The organism is Microvirga sp. ACRRW (genome assembly GCF_022346925.1).
In the GTDB taxonomy this organism is placed as follows: Bacteria; Pseudomonadota; Alphaproteobacteria; order Rhizobiales; family Beijerinckiaceae; genus Microvirga.
This window is the reverse complement of sequence record NZ_JAKRNJ010000006.1, coordinates 126,241-144,747: the sequence shown is the minus strand read 5'-3', so window position 1 is coordinate 144,747 and position 18,507 is coordinate 126,241. Positions and strand designations below refer to the sequence as shown.

16 protein-coding genes are annotated in these 18,507 nt (G+C 61.7%); 12 read left to right on the top strand and 4 right to left on the bottom strand.

Annotated elements, in window-relative coordinates; genetic code table 11:
- Positions 1-97: 97 nt before the first annotated feature.
- Entirely contained in the window at positions 98-1,360 is a 1,263-nt protein-coding gene (gene tyrS / locus MHY87_RS14975; RefSeq protein ID WP_239353056.1) for a tyrosine--tRNA ligase, read from the bottom strand.
- A gap of 242 nt (positions 1,361-1,602) precedes the next feature.
- Between tyrS and MHY87_RS14970 the strand changes: the two genes are divergently transcribed.
- Positions 1,603-3,378 (top strand): M10 family metallopeptidase C-terminal domain-containing protein, encoded by a 1,776-nt coding sequence (locus tag MHY87_RS14970; protein WP_239353054.1) that lies wholly within the window; start codon positions 1,603-1,605, stop codon positions 3,376-3,378.
- Between the two features lie 88 nt (positions 3,379-3,466).
- Here MHY87_RS14970 and MHY87_RS14965 read toward each other — a convergent pair whose 3' ends face one another.
- Positions 3,467-4,123 (bottom strand): alpha/beta hydrolase, encoded by a 657-nt coding sequence (locus MHY87_RS14965; RefSeq protein WP_239353052.1) that lies wholly within the window; start codon positions 4,121-4,123, stop codon positions 3,467-3,469.
- A gap of 237 nt (positions 4,124-4,360) precedes the next feature.
- Here MHY87_RS14965 and MHY87_RS14960 point away from each other — a divergent pair, with 237 nt between their 5' ends.
- The 7 genes from MHY87_RS14960 to MHY87_RS14930 all read left to right on the top strand — a co-directional run bounded on the left by MHY87_RS14960 (position 4,361) and on the right by MHY87_RS14930 (position 12,397).
- Entirely contained in the window at positions 4,361-5,533 is a 1,173-nt protein-coding gene (locus MHY87_RS14960; protein ID WP_239353050.1) for a cysteine desulfurase family protein, read from the top strand.
- 68 nt (positions 5,534-5,601) lie between these two features.
- Entirely contained in the window at positions 5,602-7,074 is a 1,473-nt protein-coding gene (sufB, locus tag MHY87_RS14955; protein ID WP_239353048.1) for a Fe-S cluster assembly protein SufB, read from the top strand.
- 122 nt (positions 7,075-7,196) lie between these two features.
- A complete protein-coding gene (gene sufC, locus MHY87_RS14950; RefSeq protein ID WP_239353041.1) occupies positions 7,197-7,949 on the top strand; it encodes a Fe-S cluster assembly ATPase SufC in 753 nt (250 codons plus the stop codon).
- Positions 7,950-7,952: 3 nt separating this feature from the next.
- Entirely contained in the window at positions 7,953-9,266 is a 1,314-nt protein-coding gene (gene sufD, locus MHY87_RS14945) for a Fe-S cluster assembly protein SufD (RefSeq protein ID WP_239353039.1), read from the top strand.
- 117 nt (positions 9,267-9,383) lie between these two features.
- On the top strand, positions 9,384-10,619 hold the full coding sequence (locus MHY87_RS14940) for a cysteine desulfurase (protein ID WP_239353037.1): 1,236 nt from the start codon (positions 9,384-9,386) through the stop codon (positions 10,617-10,619).
- 98 nt (positions 10,620-10,717) lie between these two features.
- Positions 10,718-11,014, top strand: a complete 297-nt coding sequence (locus tag MHY87_RS14935) for an SUF system Fe-S cluster assembly protein (protein WP_370644953.1) — start codon at positions 10,718-10,720, stop codon at positions 11,012-11,014.
- A 162-nt stretch (positions 11,015-11,176) separates the two neighbouring features.
- Positions 11,177-12,397: an FAD-dependent oxidoreductase gene (locus tag MHY87_RS14930; protein ID WP_239353035.1), complete on the top strand. Its 1,221-nt coding sequence runs from the start codon at positions 11,177-11,179 to the stop codon at positions 12,395-12,397.
- Here the strand turns inward: MHY87_RS14930 and ybaL are convergent.
- Positions 12,296-14,155, bottom strand: a complete 1,860-nt coding sequence (gene ybaL / locus MHY87_RS14925; protein ID WP_239353032.1) for a YbaL family putative K(+) efflux transporter — start codon at positions 14,153-14,155, stop codon at positions 12,296-12,298. The two genes, MHY87_RS14930 and ybaL, sit on opposite strands and share 102 nt — an antisense overlap.
- Before the next feature lie 174 nt (positions 14,156-14,329).
- Between ybaL and MHY87_RS14920 the strand changes: the two genes are divergently transcribed.
- Both MHY87_RS14920 and MHY87_RS14915 read left to right on the top strand, forming a co-directional pair.
- Entirely contained in the window at positions 14,330-14,710 is a 381-nt protein-coding gene (locus MHY87_RS14920) for an iron-sulfur cluster assembly accessory protein (RefSeq protein WP_239353029.1), read from the top strand.
- 5 nt (positions 14,711-14,715) lie between these two features.
- The gene (locus MHY87_RS14915) at positions 14,716-15,114 is read left to right on the top strand and encodes a TfoX/Sxy family protein (RefSeq protein ID WP_239353027.1); all 399 of its coding nucleotides are present in this window, start codon (positions 14,716-14,718) and stop codon (positions 15,112-15,114) included.
- Here the strand turns inward: MHY87_RS14915 and MHY87_RS14910 are convergent.
- A complete protein-coding gene (locus MHY87_RS14910) occupies positions 15,111-16,598 on the bottom strand; it encodes a DEAD/DEAH box helicase (RefSeq protein ID WP_239353025.1) in 1,488 nt (495 codons plus the stop codon). The genes MHY87_RS14915 and MHY87_RS14910 overlap by 4 nt on opposite strands.
- Before the next feature lie 175 nt (positions 16,599-16,773).
- On the opposite strand from MHY87_RS14910, the gene MHY87_RS14905 reads away from it, so the two are divergent.
- A complete protein-coding gene (locus MHY87_RS14905; protein ID WP_239353023.1) occupies positions 16,774-17,472 on the top strand; it encodes an alpha/beta fold hydrolase in 699 nt (232 codons plus the stop codon).
- Between the two features lie 298 nt (positions 17,473-17,770).
- Positions 17,771-18,424 (top strand): outer membrane protein, encoded by a 654-nt coding sequence (locus MHY87_RS14900; RefSeq protein ID WP_239353021.1) that lies wholly within the window; start codon positions 17,771-17,773, stop codon positions 18,422-18,424.
- The last annotated feature ends 83 nt before the right edge of the window (positions 18,425-18,507 follow it).

The window sequence follows — 18,507 nt, the reverse complement described above, 5'->3', positions numbered from 1 at the left end:
CGTCTCGAAGGGCGAGGCGTCTCCAGCGTTCTCTGGAACCTCCTTCGAGACGGTCGCAACGCGACCTCCTCAGGATGAGGACAGAGGTCTCTTTTTATCAAACAGCCCGCAAAAGCACGTGCTTCTTCTTGCCGAAGGACAGCTTGATCACGCCTTCGCTCGTCAGGTCCGACAGGCCGAGGGATGCGCGCTCATCCGAGACAGTCTGGTCATTCACCTTCAGGCCGCCGCTCTTCACCTGACGGCGCGCCTCGCTCGATGACGGCACGAGCTTCGCGAAATCCGGGCCGAACGCGTTGAGAACGCCGAGGCCTTCCTTCAGCACGCTCGAAGGAACCTCGATGGTCGGCAGGCTTTCGGCCAGCGTGCCCTGCTCGAAGGTTTTCTGCGCCGTCTCGGCAGCCAGTTCCGCCGCCTCGCGGCCGTGGAGCAGGGCGGTGGCCTCGGTCGCCAGAATCTTCTTCGCCTCATTGATCTCGGCGCCCTGAAGAGCCGCGAGCTTGGCGATCTCATCCATCGGCAGAATCGTGAACAGCTTGAGGAAGCGCGGAACGTCCGCATCCTCGGTGTTGCGCCAGAACTGCCAGTAATCGTAGGGGCTCAGCATGTCGGCGTTGAGCCACACCGCGCCGGAGGCGGTCTTGCCCATCTTGGCGCCGGACGCCGTGGTGAGCAGCGGGCAGGTGACGGCGTAGAGCTGCGGCGTGCCGAGGCGGCGGCCGAGATCGATGCCGTTGACGATGTTGCCCCACTGGTCCGAGCCGCCCATCTGCAGCACGCAGCCGTAGCGCTTGTTCAGCTCCACGAAGTCGTAGGCCTGGAGGATCATGTAGTTGAATTCCAGGAACGACAGTTCGTGCTCGCGCTCGAGGCGCAGCTTCACGCTGTCGAAGGACAGCATGCGGTTGACCGAGAAGTGGCGGCCCACATCGCGCAGGAATTCGATGTAGTTGAGCTTGGTCAGCCACTCGGCATTGTCGACCATCATCGCGTCGGACTTGCCGTCACCGAACGAGATGAAGCGCGAAAACACCGTCCTGATGCTCTCCTTGTTAGCCTCGATCTGCTCGACGGTGAGGAGCTTGCGGCTCTCGTCCTTGCCGGACGGATCGCCTACGCGGGTCGTGCCGCCGCCCATGAGGGTGATCGGCTTGCCGGCTCCGGTTTTCTGGAGCCAGTGCAGCATCATGATCGACAGCAGATGGCCCACATGCAGGGACGGGCCCGTGCAGTCATAGCCCACATAGGTCGTCAGCCGATTCTCAATGGCGGCCGTATCCACGCCCTCGAAATCGGAGGTCTGGTGGATGAAGCCGCGCTCGGTGAGCACCTTCAGGAATTCGGATCGTGGCGCGTTCATCGCGGCTCTCGTCTGGCTGGAAAGGGATTTCAGGGCGCTCTTCTAGCAGGTTGTGCCCAGGATTCCACCTGGGAGCTCCTACTAGACCGTTCGGTCTATTGCCAAGGTTCTGCGAAAGTTTAATATGTTCTAACGTTTCACTGAAGGGGCCGACCATGTGCTATGCTTGTCTCAAGGATCTTAATGGGACTTCCTGGGCGAATTTTGCGAGCCATGGGAACTCTCCCCAGAACCCTGGAAGTATGTCGACCTTCTCTTCGGTCTCATACGACGATTGGTCTGGATCGGAAGATAGTCCCCGGTCTCCCGAGGATTTTTCGGCTTTTGTCGACTATTCCTATCCTTGGCTGAAGGACAGCGCTTACGCGACGTCGAGCTTCTCCGTGGACTTTGTCGTCGGTGATGCCCGCTTCTACGTGCCGGGCGATATCGATTCGAACATTCTTGCTCTCTTCTCCGGCTCCCAGTGGGCGGGCGAGACCGTTACCTACGGGTTCCCCATCTCGCGCGGAATCTACGAGTGGATCAATCCGAGCGCTGAAGGCTTCCGCCCGGCCTCGATCCAGACGCAGAACGCTTTCCACAGCATCTTCAAGGGAGCTTGGGGAGGAATGTCTCTGACCTCCCTGGAATCCTTTACGAACCTTTCCTTCTCTTATGCCGGGCGTGGTGAGGCCAATATCAAGTTGGCCGGCTTCCAGCCGAACAGCATCATCAATCGCAGCCATGGCTACTACCCTGGCACGCCGATTTATGGCGGAGACACCTGGATCGTCGACGCCGACAAGCCGGCAGCAACGCCGGGCACCTACCAGTACTACATCATGCTGCATGAGTTGGGTCACGCGCTCGGCTTGAAACACACGCATGAATACGGTCCCGGTACGCCGAAGATGGCTGCCCATCTCGACTCGACCGAATACACGGTCATGTCCTACAACGTTGTCGCAAATCCGCAGACATACATGATGTATGACATCGCTGCCCTGCAGGAGATGTATGGGGCCGATTTCACGGCCAACAGCAACCATACCGTCTACAAGTGGAATCCCACCACGGGTGAGACCTTCGTGAACGGCTCCAGCCAAGGGCGGGTAGAGGGCAACAAGATCTTCCTGACCATTTGGGATGGCGGCGGCAACGACACCTACGATCTGTCGGCCTATACCACCGGCGTGCGGGTCGATCTGAGCCCCGGCGGATATTCGCTCCTCTCCACGGACCAGCGTGCGGATGGCGTCAAAGGCAACGTCTATAACGCCCTGCAGCACCGCGGCGACATGCGCTCTCTCATCGAGAATGCAATCGGCGGCAGCGGGAACGATTGGCTCGGCGGCAATAGCGCCAACAATACGCTCACCGGAAACGCGGGCAACGATACGCTCGACGGCGCAGAAGGTAACGATTACCTGTACGGTGGTGCTGGTAACGATGTGCTTCGCGGTGGAATTGGCAACGACAATCTGCGAGGCGATGCTGGCGACGATTATCTCGATGGTGGGGCAGGCAATGACTACCTCGACGGTAGCCAGGGCAACGATACCATGGTCGGCGGAGCAGGAAACGACTCCATTTCCGATACGGCCGGTAACGATCTGATCGAGGGCGGCGACGGGAATGACTCAATCGGCGGCGGCGTCGGTGTCGATACCCTCATTGGCGGAAATGGCGACGATTACCTCTTCATCGAGGCTGGCTCGACCTATTACTCCCCAGATGTGCTCACCGGTGGTTCCGGCTTTGACACCTTCTATGTCGTCGGCAAGGGTTACGCAGGCGATATTTACAACACCGTCATCACTGACTTCCAGGGTGGTATCGGCGCTGGCGATCGCATCTTCATGATGCGCAACCTCTTCTCTGATTTCAATGCTGTGAAGGCGGCTGCCCGTCAGGTCGGAACCGATGTGGTCATCGACACGCTTCAGTTCAATTATACAGGTTCGACCGGAATGAAGCTGACGCTGCAGAACTTCCAGCTTTCCAAACTTGCAGCGGATGACTTCGCGTTCATCTGATGCGTTGAAAACAGATTTAAACAAAAGGCCGGTCAATCTGACCGGCCTTTTTTATTTGAACACCTTGAACTTCTTGATGTCGAGGAACTCAGACGGCTTCCTCGGTCGCGCCCAGGCGCTTGTCGAGGTATTCGTCCACGGCCACCATCAGCTCGTCGACCTTGCCGTCGAAGAAATGGTTGGCGCCTTCCACGACCGCGTGCTCGAGCTTCACGCCCTTCTGGGTCTTCACCTTTTCGATGACGCTGACCACGTCCTTCACCGGTGCCACGCGATCCTCGGAGCCATGCACGAACAGGCCGGAGGACGGGCAGGGGGCGAGGAACGAGAAGTCGTAGCGGTTCGCCATGGCGGCGATCGAGATGAAGCCCTCGATCTCCGGGCGGCGCATGAGGAGCTGCATGCCGATCCAGGCGCCGAAGGACACGCCTGCGATCCAGCAGGCGCGGGCATCCGGGTTCATGGCCTGGGCCCAGTCAAGGGCCGCCGCCGCATCCGAGAGCTCGCCTTGGCCGTGATCGAACGCGCCCTGGCTGCGGCCCACGCCGCGGAAGTTGAAGCGCAGCACCGAGAAGCCGCGCTTCACGAAGTCGTAGTACAGGTTGTAGACGATCTGGTTGTTCATCGTCCCGCCGAATTGCGGGTGCGGATGCAGGATGATGGCGATGGGAGCGCCCTTTTCCTTGGCAGGCTGATAACGGCCTTCGATACGGCCGGCCGGCCCCGTGAAGATGACTTCAGGCATATACGCGAACCTCTTGATCGCCTCTCCGTGAAGAGAGGGAAACCCCTGCGCGACCTTGACTCCAGGTCGCGGGTTCCCTTAAGAAGGAACCTATTAGAACTCTTCTAAAATGTTCCAATGTTTCATAAATTCCGACGGCTGGAGTCTCGGGGGAAACATGGGCACATGTGGTTGCGGTGCTTTAGCACGGCACCAGGGGTCAATTGCAAGAATTTCGTGAGGCTTGAGACGGAAGCCATGGCAATGGGCCAGCGCACATATCTCGACCACAACGCCACGTCGCCCGTGCGGCCGCAGGTGGCGGAGACGGTCCTGCGCGTGCTGCAGCTGCCGGGCAATGCCTCCTCCGTTCACAGCGAAGGTCGGGCCGCGCGGGGCGAGATGGAGGCGGCGCGCGTCTCCGTCGCCAGGCTGGTCGGCGCCAAGGCGAAGAACGTGATCTTCACGAGCGGCGGTACGGAGGCTGCGAATCTCGTTCTCGCGCCATCCTTCAAGCGGCTCGGGCAGGCCGGAGCGGCGAGGCTTCTGCTTGGGGCCACCGAGCATCCCTGCATTCTCAGCGGACATCGTTTCCCAGCTGAGAAGATCGCAATCATTCCCGTCGACGAGCATGGAGTGCTTGATCTCGCCTGGCTCAAAGCCCACCTCGAGCAGGCAGGCGAGGAGCGGGTTCTGGTCTCTGTCCAGCTCGCCAACAATGAGACGGGTGTCATCCAGCCCATCGCTCAGATTGCCAAGCTGGTTCATGACCATGGCGGCCTCCTCCATACGGATGCTGTGCAGGCGGCAGGACGGGTTCCGGTCGATCTTGCCGCGCTCGGCGCCGATGCGCTGACGCTTTCCGCCCACAAGCTCGGCGGGCCGAAGGGGGCAGGGGCTCTGGTGCTCGCCTCCGACCAATACGAGATCGGCGAGAAGCTGATCCGTGGCGGCGGGCAGGAGAAGAATTACCGCGCCGGCACGGAGAACGTGGCCGGCATCGCGGGCTTCGGCACAGCGGCCGCGCTTGCCCTCGATGGGCAGGAGCAGGAAGCCGCCCGTCTGAAGCTGCTGTGCGACGAGGCCGAGGCGCATGTGCGACGGGTCGCGCCGGACGCTCTTGTTGTGGGCGCTGGCGCCGAGCGGTTGCCTAATACGCTGGCCTTTGCCATACCCGGCCTCAAGGCCGAGACGGCATTGATCGCGTTCGATCTTGCGGGCATTGCCCTGTCCTCCGGTTCGGCCTGCTCGTCCGGAAAGGTCAAGCGTTCGCATGTGCTCGATGCCATGGGTGTCGAGCCCGCCCTCGCGGAGGGTGTTTTGCGTGTGAGTTTGGGGTGGTCGACCACGAAAGAATGCGTCATTCGCTTTGCGGAGGCGTGCGAAAAGGTGGTCGGCTCCTTATATAAGCGGAAGGCGAGCGCGGCTTAAAAGCCCCGCCAGTTTTCCATGTCATATCAACCCGCGGCCCTTGAAGCCGTGAGTGGTGGGAGAGACAAATGCCTGCAGTGCAGGAGACCATCGATCAGGTTCGTTTGATCGACGTCGATCAGTACAAGTACGGCTTCGAGACCGAAGTCGAGATGGAGAAGTCGCCCAAGGGCCTTTCCGAGGATGTGATCCGCTTCATCTCGGGCAAGAAAGGCGAGCCGGAGTGGATGCTCCAGTGGCGCCTCGATGCCTACAAGCGCTGGCTCACTATGACGGAGCCGAGCTGGGCGCGCGTGTCGTACGACAAGATCGACTACAACGACATTTATTACTACGCCGCTCCGAAGAAGAACCCGGCCCCGAAGTCCCTCGACGAGGTGGATCCTGAGATTCTCAAAACCTATGAGAAGCTCGGCATTCCGCTGCGCGAGCAGGAGATCCTGGCCGGTATCGAGCCGGAACGCCGCGTGGCCGTGGACGCCGTGTTCGACAGCGTATCGGTCGCCACGACCTTCAAGGAAGAGCTGAAGAAAGCCGGCGTGATCTTCATGCCGATCTCCGAGGCCATCCGCGAATATCCGGACCTCGTGAAGCAGTATCTCGGCACGGTCGTACCGGTGACGGACAACTTCTTCGCCACGCTGAACTCGGCTGTCTTCACGGACGGTTCGTTCGTCTACATCCCGCCGGGCGTCCGCTGCCCGATGGAGCTGTCGACCTACTTCCGCATCAACGAGAAGAATACCGGTCAGTTCGAGCGCACGCTCATCATCGCGGACAAGGGCTCCTACGTCTCGTATCTCGAAGGCTGCACGGCCCCGAAGCGCGACGAGAACCAGCTCCACGCCGCCGTGGTCGAGCTGATTGCGCTGGACGATGCCGAGATCAAGTATTCGACGGTGCAGAACTGGTACCCCGGCGACGCCGAGGGCCGTGGCGGCATCTACAACTTCGTGACCAAGCGCGGCGATTGCCGTGGTAAGAACTCGGTCATCACCTGGACCCAGGTGGAGACGGGTTCCGCGATCACGTGGAAGTATCCGTCCTGCATCCTGCGCGGCGACAACTCGCGCGGCGAGTTCTACTCGATTGCCGTGTCGAACGGCATGCAGCAGGTCGATTCCGGCACCAAGATGATCCATCTCGGCAAGAACACCACGAGCCGGATCATCTCGAAGGGCATCGCCGCAGGTAAGTCCGAGAACACTTATCGTGGCCTCGTGTCGGCTCACCGCAAGGCGACCGGCGCGCGCAACTTCACGAACTGCGACTCGCTACTCATCGGCAACCAGTGCGGCGCGCATACGGTGCCCTACATCGAGTCGAAGAACGCCTCCGCCGTGTTCGAGCACGAGGCGACGACATCGAAGATCTCCGAGGATCAGATGTTCTACTGCCAGCAGCGCGGCCTCTCGGAAGAAGAGGCGACCGCTCTCATCGTGAACGGCTTCGTGAAGGACGTGCTGCAGCAGCTCCCCATGGAGTTCGCGGTGGAGGCCCAGAAGCTGATCTCGATCTCGCTGGAAGGCTCGGTCGGTTAAGGAACAAGCGTCATCCCGGCCGCAGCGAAGCGAAGAGCCGGGATCGCGAAAACCAGTTCAATTCGGATAACGATCCCGGATCGGCTTTGAGCTGTCCGGGATGACGTGGATGGAATTCACCAATGCTCGAAATCAAGAACCTTGTTGTCCAGATCGAGGACAAGCGCATTCTCAACGGCCTCAACCTCACCGTGAACAAGGGCGAGGTCGCCGCTATCATGGGCCCGAACGGCTCGGGCAAGTCGACCCTGTCGTATGTGATCGCCGGCAAGGAGGACTACGAGGTCCTTGACGGCGAAATCCTGCTCAACGGCGAGAACATCCTGGAGATGGAAGCCGACCAGCGCGCGGCGGCTGGCGTATTCCTGGCCTTCCAGTATCCGCTCGAAATCCCCGGCGTCGGCTCGATGACCTTCCTGAAGGCCGCCATGAACGCCCAGCGCAAGGCGCGCGGCGAGGACGAGCTGTCCACGCCCGACTTCATCAAGCAGGTGAATGCGGCTGCCGCGAAGCTCGAAATTCCGAAGGACATGCTCAAGCGCGCCCTGAACGTCGGCTTCTCCGGCGGTGAGAAGAAGCGCATGGAGATTCTGCAGATGGCTCTGCTCCAGCCGTCCTTCTGCATCCTCGACGAGACGGATTCCGGCCTCGACATCGACGCGCTTCGCATCGTGTCCGAGGGCGTGAACGCGCTCCGTTCGCCGGATCGCGCCTTCCTCGTCATCACGCACTATCAGCGCCTGCTGAACCACATCGTGCCCGACACCGTGCACGTGATGCATGGCGGTCGTATCGTGAAGTCGGGCGGCAAGGAGCTTGCCCTCGAGCTCGAGGCCAACGGTTATGCCGATTACCGTGAAAGCGAGGCCGCTTAAGCCATGGCCGATGTGACTCTCATGAAGACACCGGCGGAAACCGCGCTGGTGCAGGCGTTCGAAAGCGCCAAGACGACGCTGCCCGGTCGCGCGGAATCGCGCGCCCAGGCTTTCGAGCAGTTTTCCACGCGCGGGCTTCCGCATCGCCGCGTGGAAGAGTTCAAGTACACCGATCTTCGCGCGCTGCTGCGTGAGATTGCGCCCTTCGCAGGTGTGCCCACTGCCGACGAGGCGAAGGCCGCGCTCAAGGGTTCGAAGGCATTCGCCGACGTGGCTGCGCTGCAGGTACCGTTCGTGAATGGCCACTTCGTGCGCGAGGCCGTGGACTTCGCCAAGCTGCCGGAAGGCGTCGAGATCGTGCCGCTGCGCGAGGCTCTCGCCAACGGCCACGAGTGGCTGGCAAAGCTCAGCCCTGTTCCGTGGGCGAGCGACAACCCGGTTTATCAGCTCAACACGTCCTTCATGGCCGATGGGGTGATGATCCGCGTTGTGGGCAATGTCGAGACGCCGGTTCATCTGCGCTTCGTCACCGCCGCCGGTTCGGCGGTTGCGACCGCGACCCGCGTGCTCGTGGTGGTGGAGGATGACGCTTCCTTCACGCTTTTTGAGACCCACGAGAGCACCGACGGCGCAAACCACCAGCCGAACGACGTGATCGAGATGATCGCGGGCGACCGCACCAACGTGCAGCATGTTCGCCTGAACGCCGAGGGCGACAAGACGCTTGCTTTGTCGACGCTCGCTCTGAAGGTCGGCTCTGATGCCAACTTCAACAGCATCAACGTCGTTGCGGGCTCCGCCACCTCGCGCCATCAGGTCTATGCCATTCTCAACGGCGAGAACACGAACCTGCGGGTCAACGGCGCGAGCATGCTGAAAGGCACGCAGCACGGCGATTCCACGCTCGTGGTCGAGCATAATGCTCTGCACTGCGAGAGCCGCGAGCTGTTCAAGACGGTCATCGACAACGAGGCGACCGGCGTTTTCCAGGGCAAGATCATCGTTCCGCATCACGCCCAGAAGACCGACGGCCGCATGATGTCGGCGGCGCTCCTCCTGGAGGAGGGCGGCTCGATGAACAACAAGCCGGAACTCGAAATCTTCGCAGACGACGTGCAGTGCGCCCACGGCGCCACCTGCGGCCAGCTCGACGAGGATCTCCTGTTCTACCTCATGGCCCGCGGCCTTCCGAAGAAGGAAGCCGAAAGCCTGCTGGTTCAGGCCTTCCTCGGTGAGTCCATCGAGTTCGTGGAGAACGAGGATGTCCGCGAGGCTCTCGTTGCGACGGTCGAGGGCTGGCTGAAGGCGCGAGCATAACTCACTACGTCATGCCCGGCCTTGTGCCGGGCATCCACGTCTTTGCTTCGCGCCGACGTGGGAAGGCGTGGATGGCCGGGTCAAGCCCGGCCATGACGGTGAAGAAACGGTCAGGCGATGAACATGCAAGTGAAGCCCTACGACATTGACGCGATCCGGACGCAGTTCCCGATCCTGTCGCAGCAGGTCTATGGCAAGCCGCTCGTCTATCTCGACAGCGCCGCATCGGCCCAGAAGCCGAAGGCGGTGATCGATGCCATGGTGAACGCCATGGAAACGGGCTACGCGAATGTGCATCGCGGCCTGCATTACATGGCCAATGTGGCGACAGAGGGCTTCGAGCGGGCACGCGAGACGGCACGCCAGTTCATCAATGCCGGCTCGATTGAAGAGATCATCTTCACCAAGTCGGCCACGGAAGCCTACAACCTCGTGGCGGATTCCTACGGGCGCATGAATATCGGGGAGGGGGACGAGATCATCCTCTCCATCATGGAGCACCATTCCAACATCGTGCCCTGGCACTTCCTGCGCGAGCGCAAGGGCGCGGTGATCAAGTGGGCGCCGGTGGACGACGACGGAAACTTCCTCGTCGAGGAATACGAAAAGCTCTTCTCACCGCGCACGAAGATCGTCGCCATGACGCACATGTCCAATGTGCTCGGCACCGTGACTCCGATGAAGGAGATCATCCGCATCGCGCATGCTCACGGCGTGCCGGTGCTTGTGGATGGCGCTCAAGGCGCGGTGCATCTCGACGTGGACGTGCGCGATCTCGACGCGGATTTCTACGTGTTCACCGGTCACAAGGTCTATGGACCGACCGGCATCGGCGTTCTCTACGGCAAGCGCGAATTCCTCGAGAAGATGCCGCCTTATCAGGGCGGCGGCGAGATGATCCGCGAGGTGCGCGAGGACGCGATCACCTACAACGACCCTCCGCACCGCTTCGAGGCGGGCACGCCCGCGATTCTTGAGGCCATCGGCCTCGATGCGGCGCTACGCTTCATGATGGAGCTTGGCCGCGAGAACATCCGCGCCCATGAGGAGGCCCTTTCGGCCTATGCCCATGAGCGCCTGCGGGCCATGAATTCCATCCGCATCATCGGCCAGGCCAAGGGCAAGGGCGCCATCATCGCCTTCGAGATGAACAACGCCCATGCCCATGACGTGGCCACCATCATCGACCGGCAGGGCGTGGCAGTTCGGGCAGGCACTCATTGCGCCATGCCGCTCTTGAACCGCTTCGGGGCAACCTCCACCTGCCGTGCATCATTCGGCCTCTACAACACCATGGAAGAAGTCGATAAGCTGGCGGACGCCTTGCAGAAGGCGGAAGCCCTGTTTGCCTGAAGGACAGACCTGTGAACGATCAGACACCCATCCAAGACGCGCCCAATGCGCCGCAGGTATCTCCCGGCTCAGGGATCCCGCCGGAAGAGCTTGACCGCATGACGGACGACATCATCGCGGCCCTCAAGACCGTCTACGATCCGGAAATCCCGGTCGACATCTACGAGCTCGGCCTGATCTACCGCGTCGACATCGACGACGACCGCAACGTCGCCATCGACATGACCCTGACCGCTCCGGGCTGCCCCGTGGCCGGCGAGATGCCAGGCTGGGTGGAGAACGCCGTGGGTTCGGTGCAGGGCGTCCAGAGCGTCAAGGCCGTCATCGTGTTCGACCCGCCGTGGGACCAGAGCCGCATGTCCGACGAGGCCCGCGTCGCACTCGACATGTGGTAGGCCTAGAGGCTTCCTGAACAGATTTCTCAATGGCCGGGCTCGTTCCGGCCATTGGTGTTTTAGATTGCCGGAAAATTCGAGGTATGAGCCATTTGCAGATCCATTCAGTGTTAAGCTCCCGCGCGGTTTCGCGGCAATCCGATGCCGCGCGGAGGCCAGACGATGGATGTGCCGAACGTCCCTGAAACCGTCCAAACCCGCTGCTGCATCGTCGGCGGCGGGCCTGCGGGGATGATGCTGGGCTTTCTCCTTGCGCGGCAGGGCGTCGATGTTGTCGTTCTCGAGAAGCACAGCGATTTCCTGCGCGATTTTCGCGGTGACACCATTCATCCCTCGACCCTCGAACTCATGCATGAGCTTGGGTTGCTGGACGCGTTTCTCGCCCGCCCGCATCAGGAGACACGAACCGTGAGCCTCGTCATTGGAGGCGAGACGTTGATGCTTGGCGACTTCACGCACCTGCCGACGACATGCAAGTTCATCGCCTTCATGCCGCAATGGGATTTTCTCGACTTCCTGGCGGATCACGCCCGCGCCAATCCCCATTTCCATTTGCGCATGCAGGCTGAGGCGACGGACGTGATCGCGGAAGCGGGCAGGGTCGTGGGGGTGCGGGTTTCGACGCCTCAAGGGCTGCTCGAAGTGCGGGCGGATCTCGTCGTGGCGGCGGATGGCCGCCGCTCCACGATACGGGAGCGGTCGGGTCTGGAGGTCATGAATATCGGTGCGCCGATGGATGTGCTCTGGATGCGACTTCCCAAGCTGCCGGGCGATCCCAGCCAGCTGCTCGGCCGTATCGAGGCGGGGCACATGCTGGTCATGATCGACCGGGGAGATTACTGGCAATGCGCTTATCTCATCGCCAAGGGATCGTTCGAGGCCCTTAAAGCACAAGGCCTCCCGGCTTTGCGGGCCAAGCTCGTGGACCTTGCTCCCTTCCTCTCGGGTCGCGTGGAAGAGCTTCGCACCTGGGAGGACATCAAGCTCCTCACCGTCGAGGTCGACCGCCTGAAAACATGGTCGAAGCCTGGGCTTCTCTGCATCGGCGATGCCGCCCATGCCATGTCGCCTGTGGGTGGGGTCGGGATCAATCTTGCCGTTCAGGATGCGGTCGCGACGTCCAACATCCTGGGGCCGCTGCTCAAGGATGGGCCGGTTGATCCGAAGCAGCTTGCTCTCGTGCAGCAGAGGCGGGAATGGCCGACGGAGATGACGCAGCGGCTCCAGGTCCTGCTTCAGAACCGGATGATCACGCCCCTGCTGAAGAGCAAGGGGCCGGTCTCAGCGCCCTGGTTCGTTCGCCTGCTCGCCCGTTGGCCTTACTTCCGCAGGCTCCCCGCCCGCGTGATCGGCATCGGTTTTCGGCCCGAGCACATCCGCTGACGGCTCTGCGGTCAGCTCCTCGTCCATGCCTTCCGCAGGCTGAACCGCCGACAGAACGGGCTCGCGCGGCGCGTCCGGCACGGCGGCCACCATGGCGCGGGCGATTTCCTGCTCGCCCATCACCACCTTGGTCGCGCCGTACTTCACCACATGCTCTTCCTGAGCGGAGGAATGAGCACGCACGACAATCTGAAGGTCGGGGTTGATGCGGTGGGCCTGATCGACCACCTGGCCGCTCTCGAAGGCGTCAGGGATGGCGATCAGCAGGCAGCGGGCTTCCTTGATGTTGGCGGCAGCGGCGACTTCCGGATCGGCGGCATTGCCGACGATCACCGGGATATCGCCCTTCTGCAGTTCGGCAATCTGGATCTTGTTCGTCTCGATGATCAGGAAGGGCGTGCCCGAAGCAATCAGCTTGCCGCTGATGAAACGGCCGACGCGTCCATGGCCGACGAGCACTACGTGATCGGTCAACGGCGTCATCAACAGAGGCTCGGGAGCAGGTGCCGCGATTTCCTTTTCTTTCGTGGCCGTTGCGCGTGGACTCTCGGCTGCGACCTCGGCTTTCGTGGGCTCTCGCTTGGCGAACCATCTGTCGAGCAGGGTGAACAGGAACGGGTTGACCATGATCGAGAGAATGGCGCCGGCCAGGATCAGGTCACGGCCCTGTTCGGGCAGAAGCTGCAGGTCCACGCCGAGACCGGCAAGAATGAAGGAGAATTCGCCGATCTGCGCGAGGCTCGCCGCGATGGTGAGCGCGGTTGTATCCGGATGGCGGAAAAGACGGACGATGGCATAGGCCGCGACCGACTTGCCGAACACGATGATCAGGAAGGTGGCGAGCACCGGCCCGAAATCGTTGATCAGGATCATCGGGTCGAACAGCATTCCGACCGAGATGAAGAACAGCACCGCGAAAGCGTCGCGGAGCGGGAGCGTCTCTGAGGCGGCCTGATGGCTCAGCTCGGATTCGCTGAGCACCATGCCTGCGAAGAAGGCGCCAAGCGCGAAGGAAACCCCGAAGAGTTCAGCGGCAGCGAATGCGGTGCCCAGCGCAATCGCCAGGACGGAGAGGCGGAACAGCTCGCGGGAGCCCGTATGGGCTACGTAATGCAAGATCCAGGGAATGACGCGGCGGCCCACGATCAGCATGATCGCCATGAACGCGATGACCTTGCCGAGGGTGAGGCCCAGCGAGATGACGACGCTCTCCATGTCCGCAGTGGCACTGGCGGTCGCATTGGCAAAGGCCGGCAGAAGCACCAGGGTCAGTACCATGGCGAGGTCTTCCACGATCAGCCAGCCGACGGCTATATGGCCGCGCTCCGTTTCCACGAGGCGGCGCTCCTGCAGGGCGCGCAGGAGCACGACCGTACTGGCGACCGAGAGCGCGAGACCGAAGACGAGCCCCGAGGCAACGCTCCAGCCCATGAACCAGGCCAAGCCCATGCCCAGCAGCGTGGCGCTGGCGATCTGCACCACGGCGCCCGGGATCGCGATGGCTTTGACCGAGAGCAGATCCTTCAAGGAAAAGTGAAGCCCGACGCCGAACATCAGCAGGATCACGCCGATTTCAGCGAGCTGGTTGGCGAGGCCCTGATCGGCCACATAACCGGGGGTAAAGGGCCCGACGAGAACGCCGGCAAGGAGATAGCCGACGAGGGGCGAAATACGGAGACGTTGCGCAATAGCGCCGAAAACAAATGCCAGAACAAGGCCGACGACGATGGTTGAGATCAGCGGCATGTGATGCGGCATCTGTTCTCCTTATACAGGTGAGCTATCCTCTGGGGTGACCCTTCCGATATGAGCTACCTGAGCCGTAGGCACAACCCTGTATGGCCTCGACGTTTGCGTTTTCATCTCTTATCTATGAACTCATGATACTCGTTCTGCCCGGGCCTTGAACCCGGCTGCCAGGAGAGAAGGCCAATGGCTCTACCCGGATTCAAGGTCGTCACCTTGACCGACGCGGCAGCGAACCGCGTCAAGGACATCATTGCCAAGGCGGACAAGCCCATCGTCGGCGTTCGCGTGGGCGTGAAGAACGGCGGCTGCGCCGGCATGTCCTACACCATGGAGTATGCGGACAGCATCAACCCCCTCGACGAAGTGGTCGAGGACAAGGGCGTGACCGTGCTCATCGACCCGAAAGCGGTGCTGTTCCTGCTCGGCACGGAGATGGATTTCCAGACGACGAAGATGTCGTCCCAGTTCGTGTTCAACAACCCGAACCAGACCTCGGCCTGCGGCTGCGGCGAATCCGTCGCGATCACGCCCGCCATGCCTCCCGCGCTCCACACCGCGGGCTAAAGCTCATGGATGCCGAGGCCATTCGCGAGATCTTCGAGACGTTCGGCCCGGTTCAGATCCGCCGCATGTTCGGCGGGCAGGGCGTCTATCGCGATGGGCTGATGTTTGCTCTGGAGGCTTCCGGAGAGCTTTACCTCAAAGCCGATACTGAGAGCGAAGGCACGTTCCGGGAGCTCGGCTCCCGGCCTTTCACTTACGCAGCGAAGGGCGGCAGAACCACGGCCATGAGCTATTGGCTCATGCCGGAATCGGCCCTGGACGATCAGGATGAAGCCGCGGATCTGGCACGTCTGGCTTTCCAGTCTGCGCTGCGTGCGAAAGCCGCCAAGCCCAAAGCCAAGAAGGCGAAGAACCCTTCGCCTATGCGAAAAGCTCGGAAGCCAGCCTCCGAGCCTGCTCTTTAAGAAGATTTCTTGATCGTGACCGGCCGCATCAGGAAGGCCGGCATGTGATCGCCCATTCCCTTGACCGACGGCTCGTTGTCATCCTCGCGGCGGGAACGGCGCTGGTCGCCTCTCGGCTGCGGCTGACGCTCAGGGCGCGACCTGCGAGGCTCCTGCTCCTGTTGAGGCGCAGGGGCTTCGTTGACTGGAGCAGCTTCCTCGCGTGCATCCTCGCCTCTGGAGCGCTGCCGGTCGCCGGAGCGGACCTTGACCTTGCGGCTGCGCGAGGAACGTTCTTCGCCCCGCTCGCCCCGTTCACTCCGCTCGCCTCGTCCGCCGCGACGGCGTGAGGATGAGCCCTCTGAGGGCGGAAGCTCGGCGAGGGTAGGGCCTTCCCATTCGATCGAGGTGCCGATCAGCTTCTCGATGGCGCCAAGGGACTTTTCGTCGCTCGGGCTCACCAGCGTGAAGGAATAGCCGGTTCGGCCTGCGCGGCCCGTGCGGCCGATGCGGTGGACGTAATCCTCCGCATGGTGCGGGACATCGTAGTTGAACACGTGGCTGACCGACGGAATATCGAGGCCGCGAGCCGCCACGTCGCTTGCCACCAGGATCGGCATCTCGCCGCTGCGGAAGCTGTCGAGGGCCGCCATGCGGGCATGCTGGTCCATGTCGCCGTGGAGAGCGACGGCACCAAACCCGTGCTTCTGCAGGGAGCGGTGAAGCACGGCTACGTCACGCTTACGGTTGCAGAACACGACGGCGTTCTTCAGATCCGTGGCAGCGTTGATCAGATTGCGCAGGGTCTCGCGCTTCTGCCAATCCTCACGGCCCGTCGCGACGAGACGCTGAGTGATCGTGGCGGCTGTCGAAGCGGCGCGCGCGACTTCGACCTTCACCGGATTGTGAAGGAAGGCATCCGCAAGGCGCTGAATTTCAGGCGGCATGGTGGCCGAGAAGAAGAGCGTCTGGCGCGTGAAGGGCACGAGCTTCACGATGCGCTCAATATCGGGAATGAAGCCCATGTCGAGCATGCGGTCGGCTTCGTCGATCACGAGAAGTTCGACGCCGGTGAGCAGCAGCTTGCCGCGCTCGAAATGGTCCAGCAGACGGCCTGGGGTCGCAATCAGCACATCCACGCCGCGGGTGATCTTCGCATCCTGATCCCCGAAGGACACGCCGCCGATCAGCAGGGCCACCGAGAGCTTGTGATTGACGCCGTACTTATCGAAGTTGTCCTGAACCTGAGCGGCCAGCTCGCGGGTCGGCTCAAGGATCAGCGTGCGGGGCATGCGGGCGCGGGCGCGGCCATGCTCGAGCATGGTGAGCATCGGCAGCGTGAAGGCCGCCGTCTTGCCCGTGCCTGTCTGGGCAATGCCGAGGACGTCCTTGCGGGCCAGCACATGGGGAATGGCCTGGGCCTGGATCGGCGTCGGCTCCGTGTAACCGGAGGCGGCAACAGCCTGCTGTACTTTTTCGCTAAGTCCGAGTTCGGCGAAGGACATGAATCTCTATAACCGTTGGGGCAGGGTGCGCTTTAAAATGTCGGCCGGGCTCTACGGCAACTAACAGGCGCGAGTCTGGTTTCACTTGAGGCTCTTGCCCAAGTTAAGGTGTGGCGGGACCATAGGACAAGCTATCAGCTTGTCAATACAAGCAAACTTGCGAAGGAAAGAGGATATGGCCGAAACGCTGGTTCTGGTCCCGGGTCTTGCCTGCACGGCGCGCCTGTACGAGGCGCAGATCGCCGCCTTGTCCGGAAGCAGGAAAATCGTCGTCGCCGATCATACAAAGGATGATTCGATTCCTGCCATGGCCTCGCGCCTTCTGAAGGATGCGCCGGAGCGCTTCGCCCTCGCAGGCCTCTCCATGGGCGGCTATGTAGCCCTGGAGGTCATGCGCCAAGCTCCCGAACGGGTTCAGCGCCTCGCCCTGCTCGACACGACTGCCCGGCCCGATACGCCGGAGGCAAGCCAGGACCGGGAGCGCCTCATTGCCCTAGCGCAGGCGGGGCGCTTCGAGGACATTCTTCCGAGAGCCTGGCCGCGGCTGGTGCATCCCGACAGGCAGTCGGACAAAGCCCTGCAGGAAGTGATCTATGGAATGATGCGGGAGACCGGGCCTGAGGCCTATGTCCGTCAGCAGCGCGCCATCATGGGCCGTGTCGATTCCCGTCCGCTTCTTTCCGGCATTGAGATCCCGACCCTGATCCTCGTAGGTGACGGCGATGTCATCACGCCGCCAGATGTCGCTCGAGAGATGGCTGAGATGATCGAATGGGCCTCTCTCGCGGTGATTCCCGACTCAGGCCATTCGTCCACCCTGGAGCAGCCCGAGCGTGTGACGCACGCCTTGAAGGCATGGCTTGAGGAGGGCTGAGGAACGCCTTGCCTGTTGGCATGGTCAATGAAGTCTTACCGTCGCGAAGGGGCTTCAAACAGGCGAATGACCAGCTTGTGCGGCGATATTTAGATAATGAATTCAATGGTTTGTGACGCTGATCCAGCTGCGTGGCCCAGCCGATTGGCGCTTTGGGGTTCTACCTGATCTGCCGCTTTTTATGCCTAGTCCGGAGTAACCCGGCTTCAGTTGTTAGCTGTTGCGCAAAAGTGACAGACGTTGCGGCAACCCTGGGTTAGAAGCTGCGCCATAGCCTTCTTCATGAATGGATAAACCAATGAAAAAGATTCTCCTCGCTTCGGTCGCCCTGCTGGGCTTCACCGCTGCCGCTTCGGCTGCTGACCTTCCGTCCCGCCGCGTTGCTCCCGTCGTCGCCGCTGTTCCGGTCTTCACCTGGACTGGCTTCTACGCTGGTGTGAACGCCGGTTTCGGCTTCAACAGCAACGACTCGATCGTTCTCTCGAACGGCGTCGTTGTGGATTCGATCGACGGCGATGACGATGCTGGCTTCATCGGCGGCGCTCAGATCGGTTTCAACTACCAGATGGGCTCCTTCGTGGTCGGCGTTGAAGGCGACCTGCAGTACGCTGACTTCGGCGATGCTCGCTACACCATCCCCGGCGTTGTCGGCACGTGGGAAGGCGAGTCGGACGATTGGTTCGGCACCGCTCGCGCTCGCGCCGGTGTGGCCTTCGACCGCGCTCTCATCTACGCAACCGGCGGTTTCGCCTTCGCTGACGACCGCACCGGCTGGGTTGTCGGCGGTGGTCTCGAGTACGCTTTCACGAACAACCTGACGGCTAAGATCGAAGGTCTGTACGTGAACCTCGAGGATCAGAACTACACGGTCAACAACGTGACCTTCTCCTCCGAGGAGCAGGAGTTCGGCGTGATCCGTGCTGGTCTGAACTACAAGTTCAGCTCCTACTAAGATCAATCGCTACGGCGATGGAAAAGGCCCGGGTTTTCCCGGGCCTTTTTCGTTGTGCGGTGGAGGTGCCGCGCATGATGGGT

Bases quoted from the DNA above. Each gene is read 5' to 3' on its own strand.
- MHY87_RS14915 (WP_239353027.1), top strand. From the start codon at position 14,716: ATGGATGCCGAGGCCATTCGCGAGATCTTCGAGACGTTCGGCCCGGTT.
- MHY87_RS14910 (WP_239353025.1), bottom strand. From the start codon at position 16,598: ATGTCCTTCGCCGAACTCGGACTTAGCGAAAAAGTACAGCAGGCTGTT.
- sufC (WP_239353041.1), top strand. From the start codon at position 7,197: ATGCTCGAAATCAAGAACCTTGTTGTCCAGATCGAGGACAAGCGCATT.
- MHY87_RS14930 (WP_239353035.1), top strand. From the start codon at position 11,177: ATGGATGTGCCGAACGTCCCTGAAACCGTCCAAACCCGCTGCTGCATC.
- MHY87_RS14905 (WP_239353023.1), top strand. From the start codon at position 16,774: ATGGCCGAAACGCTGGTTCTGGTCCCGGGTCTTGCCTGCACGGCGCGC.
- MHY87_RS14935 (WP_370644953.1), top strand. From the start codon at position 10,718: ATGACGGACGACATCATCGCGGCCCTCAAGACCGTCTACGATCCGGAA.
- sufD (WP_239353039.1), top strand. From the start codon at position 7,953: ATGGCCGATGTGACTCTCATGAAGACACCGGCGGAAACCGCGCTGGTG.
- tyrS (WP_239353056.1), bottom strand. From the start codon at position 1,360: ATGAACGCGCCACGATCCGAATTCCTGAAGGTGCTCACCGAGCGCGGC.
- sufB (WP_239353048.1), top strand. From the start codon at position 5,602: ATGCCTGCAGTGCAGGAGACCATCGATCAGGTTCGTTTGATCGACGTC.
- MHY87_RS14970 (WP_239353054.1), top strand. From the start codon at position 1,603: ATGTCGACCTTCTCTTCGGTCTCATACGACGATTGGTCTGGATCGGAA.
- MHY87_RS14900 (WP_239353021.1), top strand. From the start codon at position 17,771: ATGAAAAAGATTCTCCTCGCTTCGGTCGCCCTGCTGGGCTTCACCGCT.
- MHY87_RS14940 (WP_239353037.1), top strand. From the start codon at position 9,384: ATGAACATGCAAGTGAAGCCCTACGACATTGACGCGATCCGGACGCAG.
- MHY87_RS14920 (WP_239353029.1), top strand. From the start codon at position 14,330: ATGGCTCTACCCGGATTCAAGGTCGTCACCTTGACCGACGCGGCAGCG.
- ybaL (WP_239353032.1), bottom strand. From the start codon at position 14,155: ATGCCGCATCACATGCCGCTGATCTCAACCATCGTCGTCGGCCTTGTT.
- MHY87_RS14965 (WP_239353052.1), bottom strand. From the start codon at position 4,123: ATGCCTGAAGTCATCTTCACGGGGCCGGCCGGCCGTATCGAAGGCCGT.
- MHY87_RS14960 (WP_239353050.1), top strand. From the start codon at position 4,361: ATGGCAATGGGCCAGCGCACATATCTCGACCACAACGCCACGTCGCCC.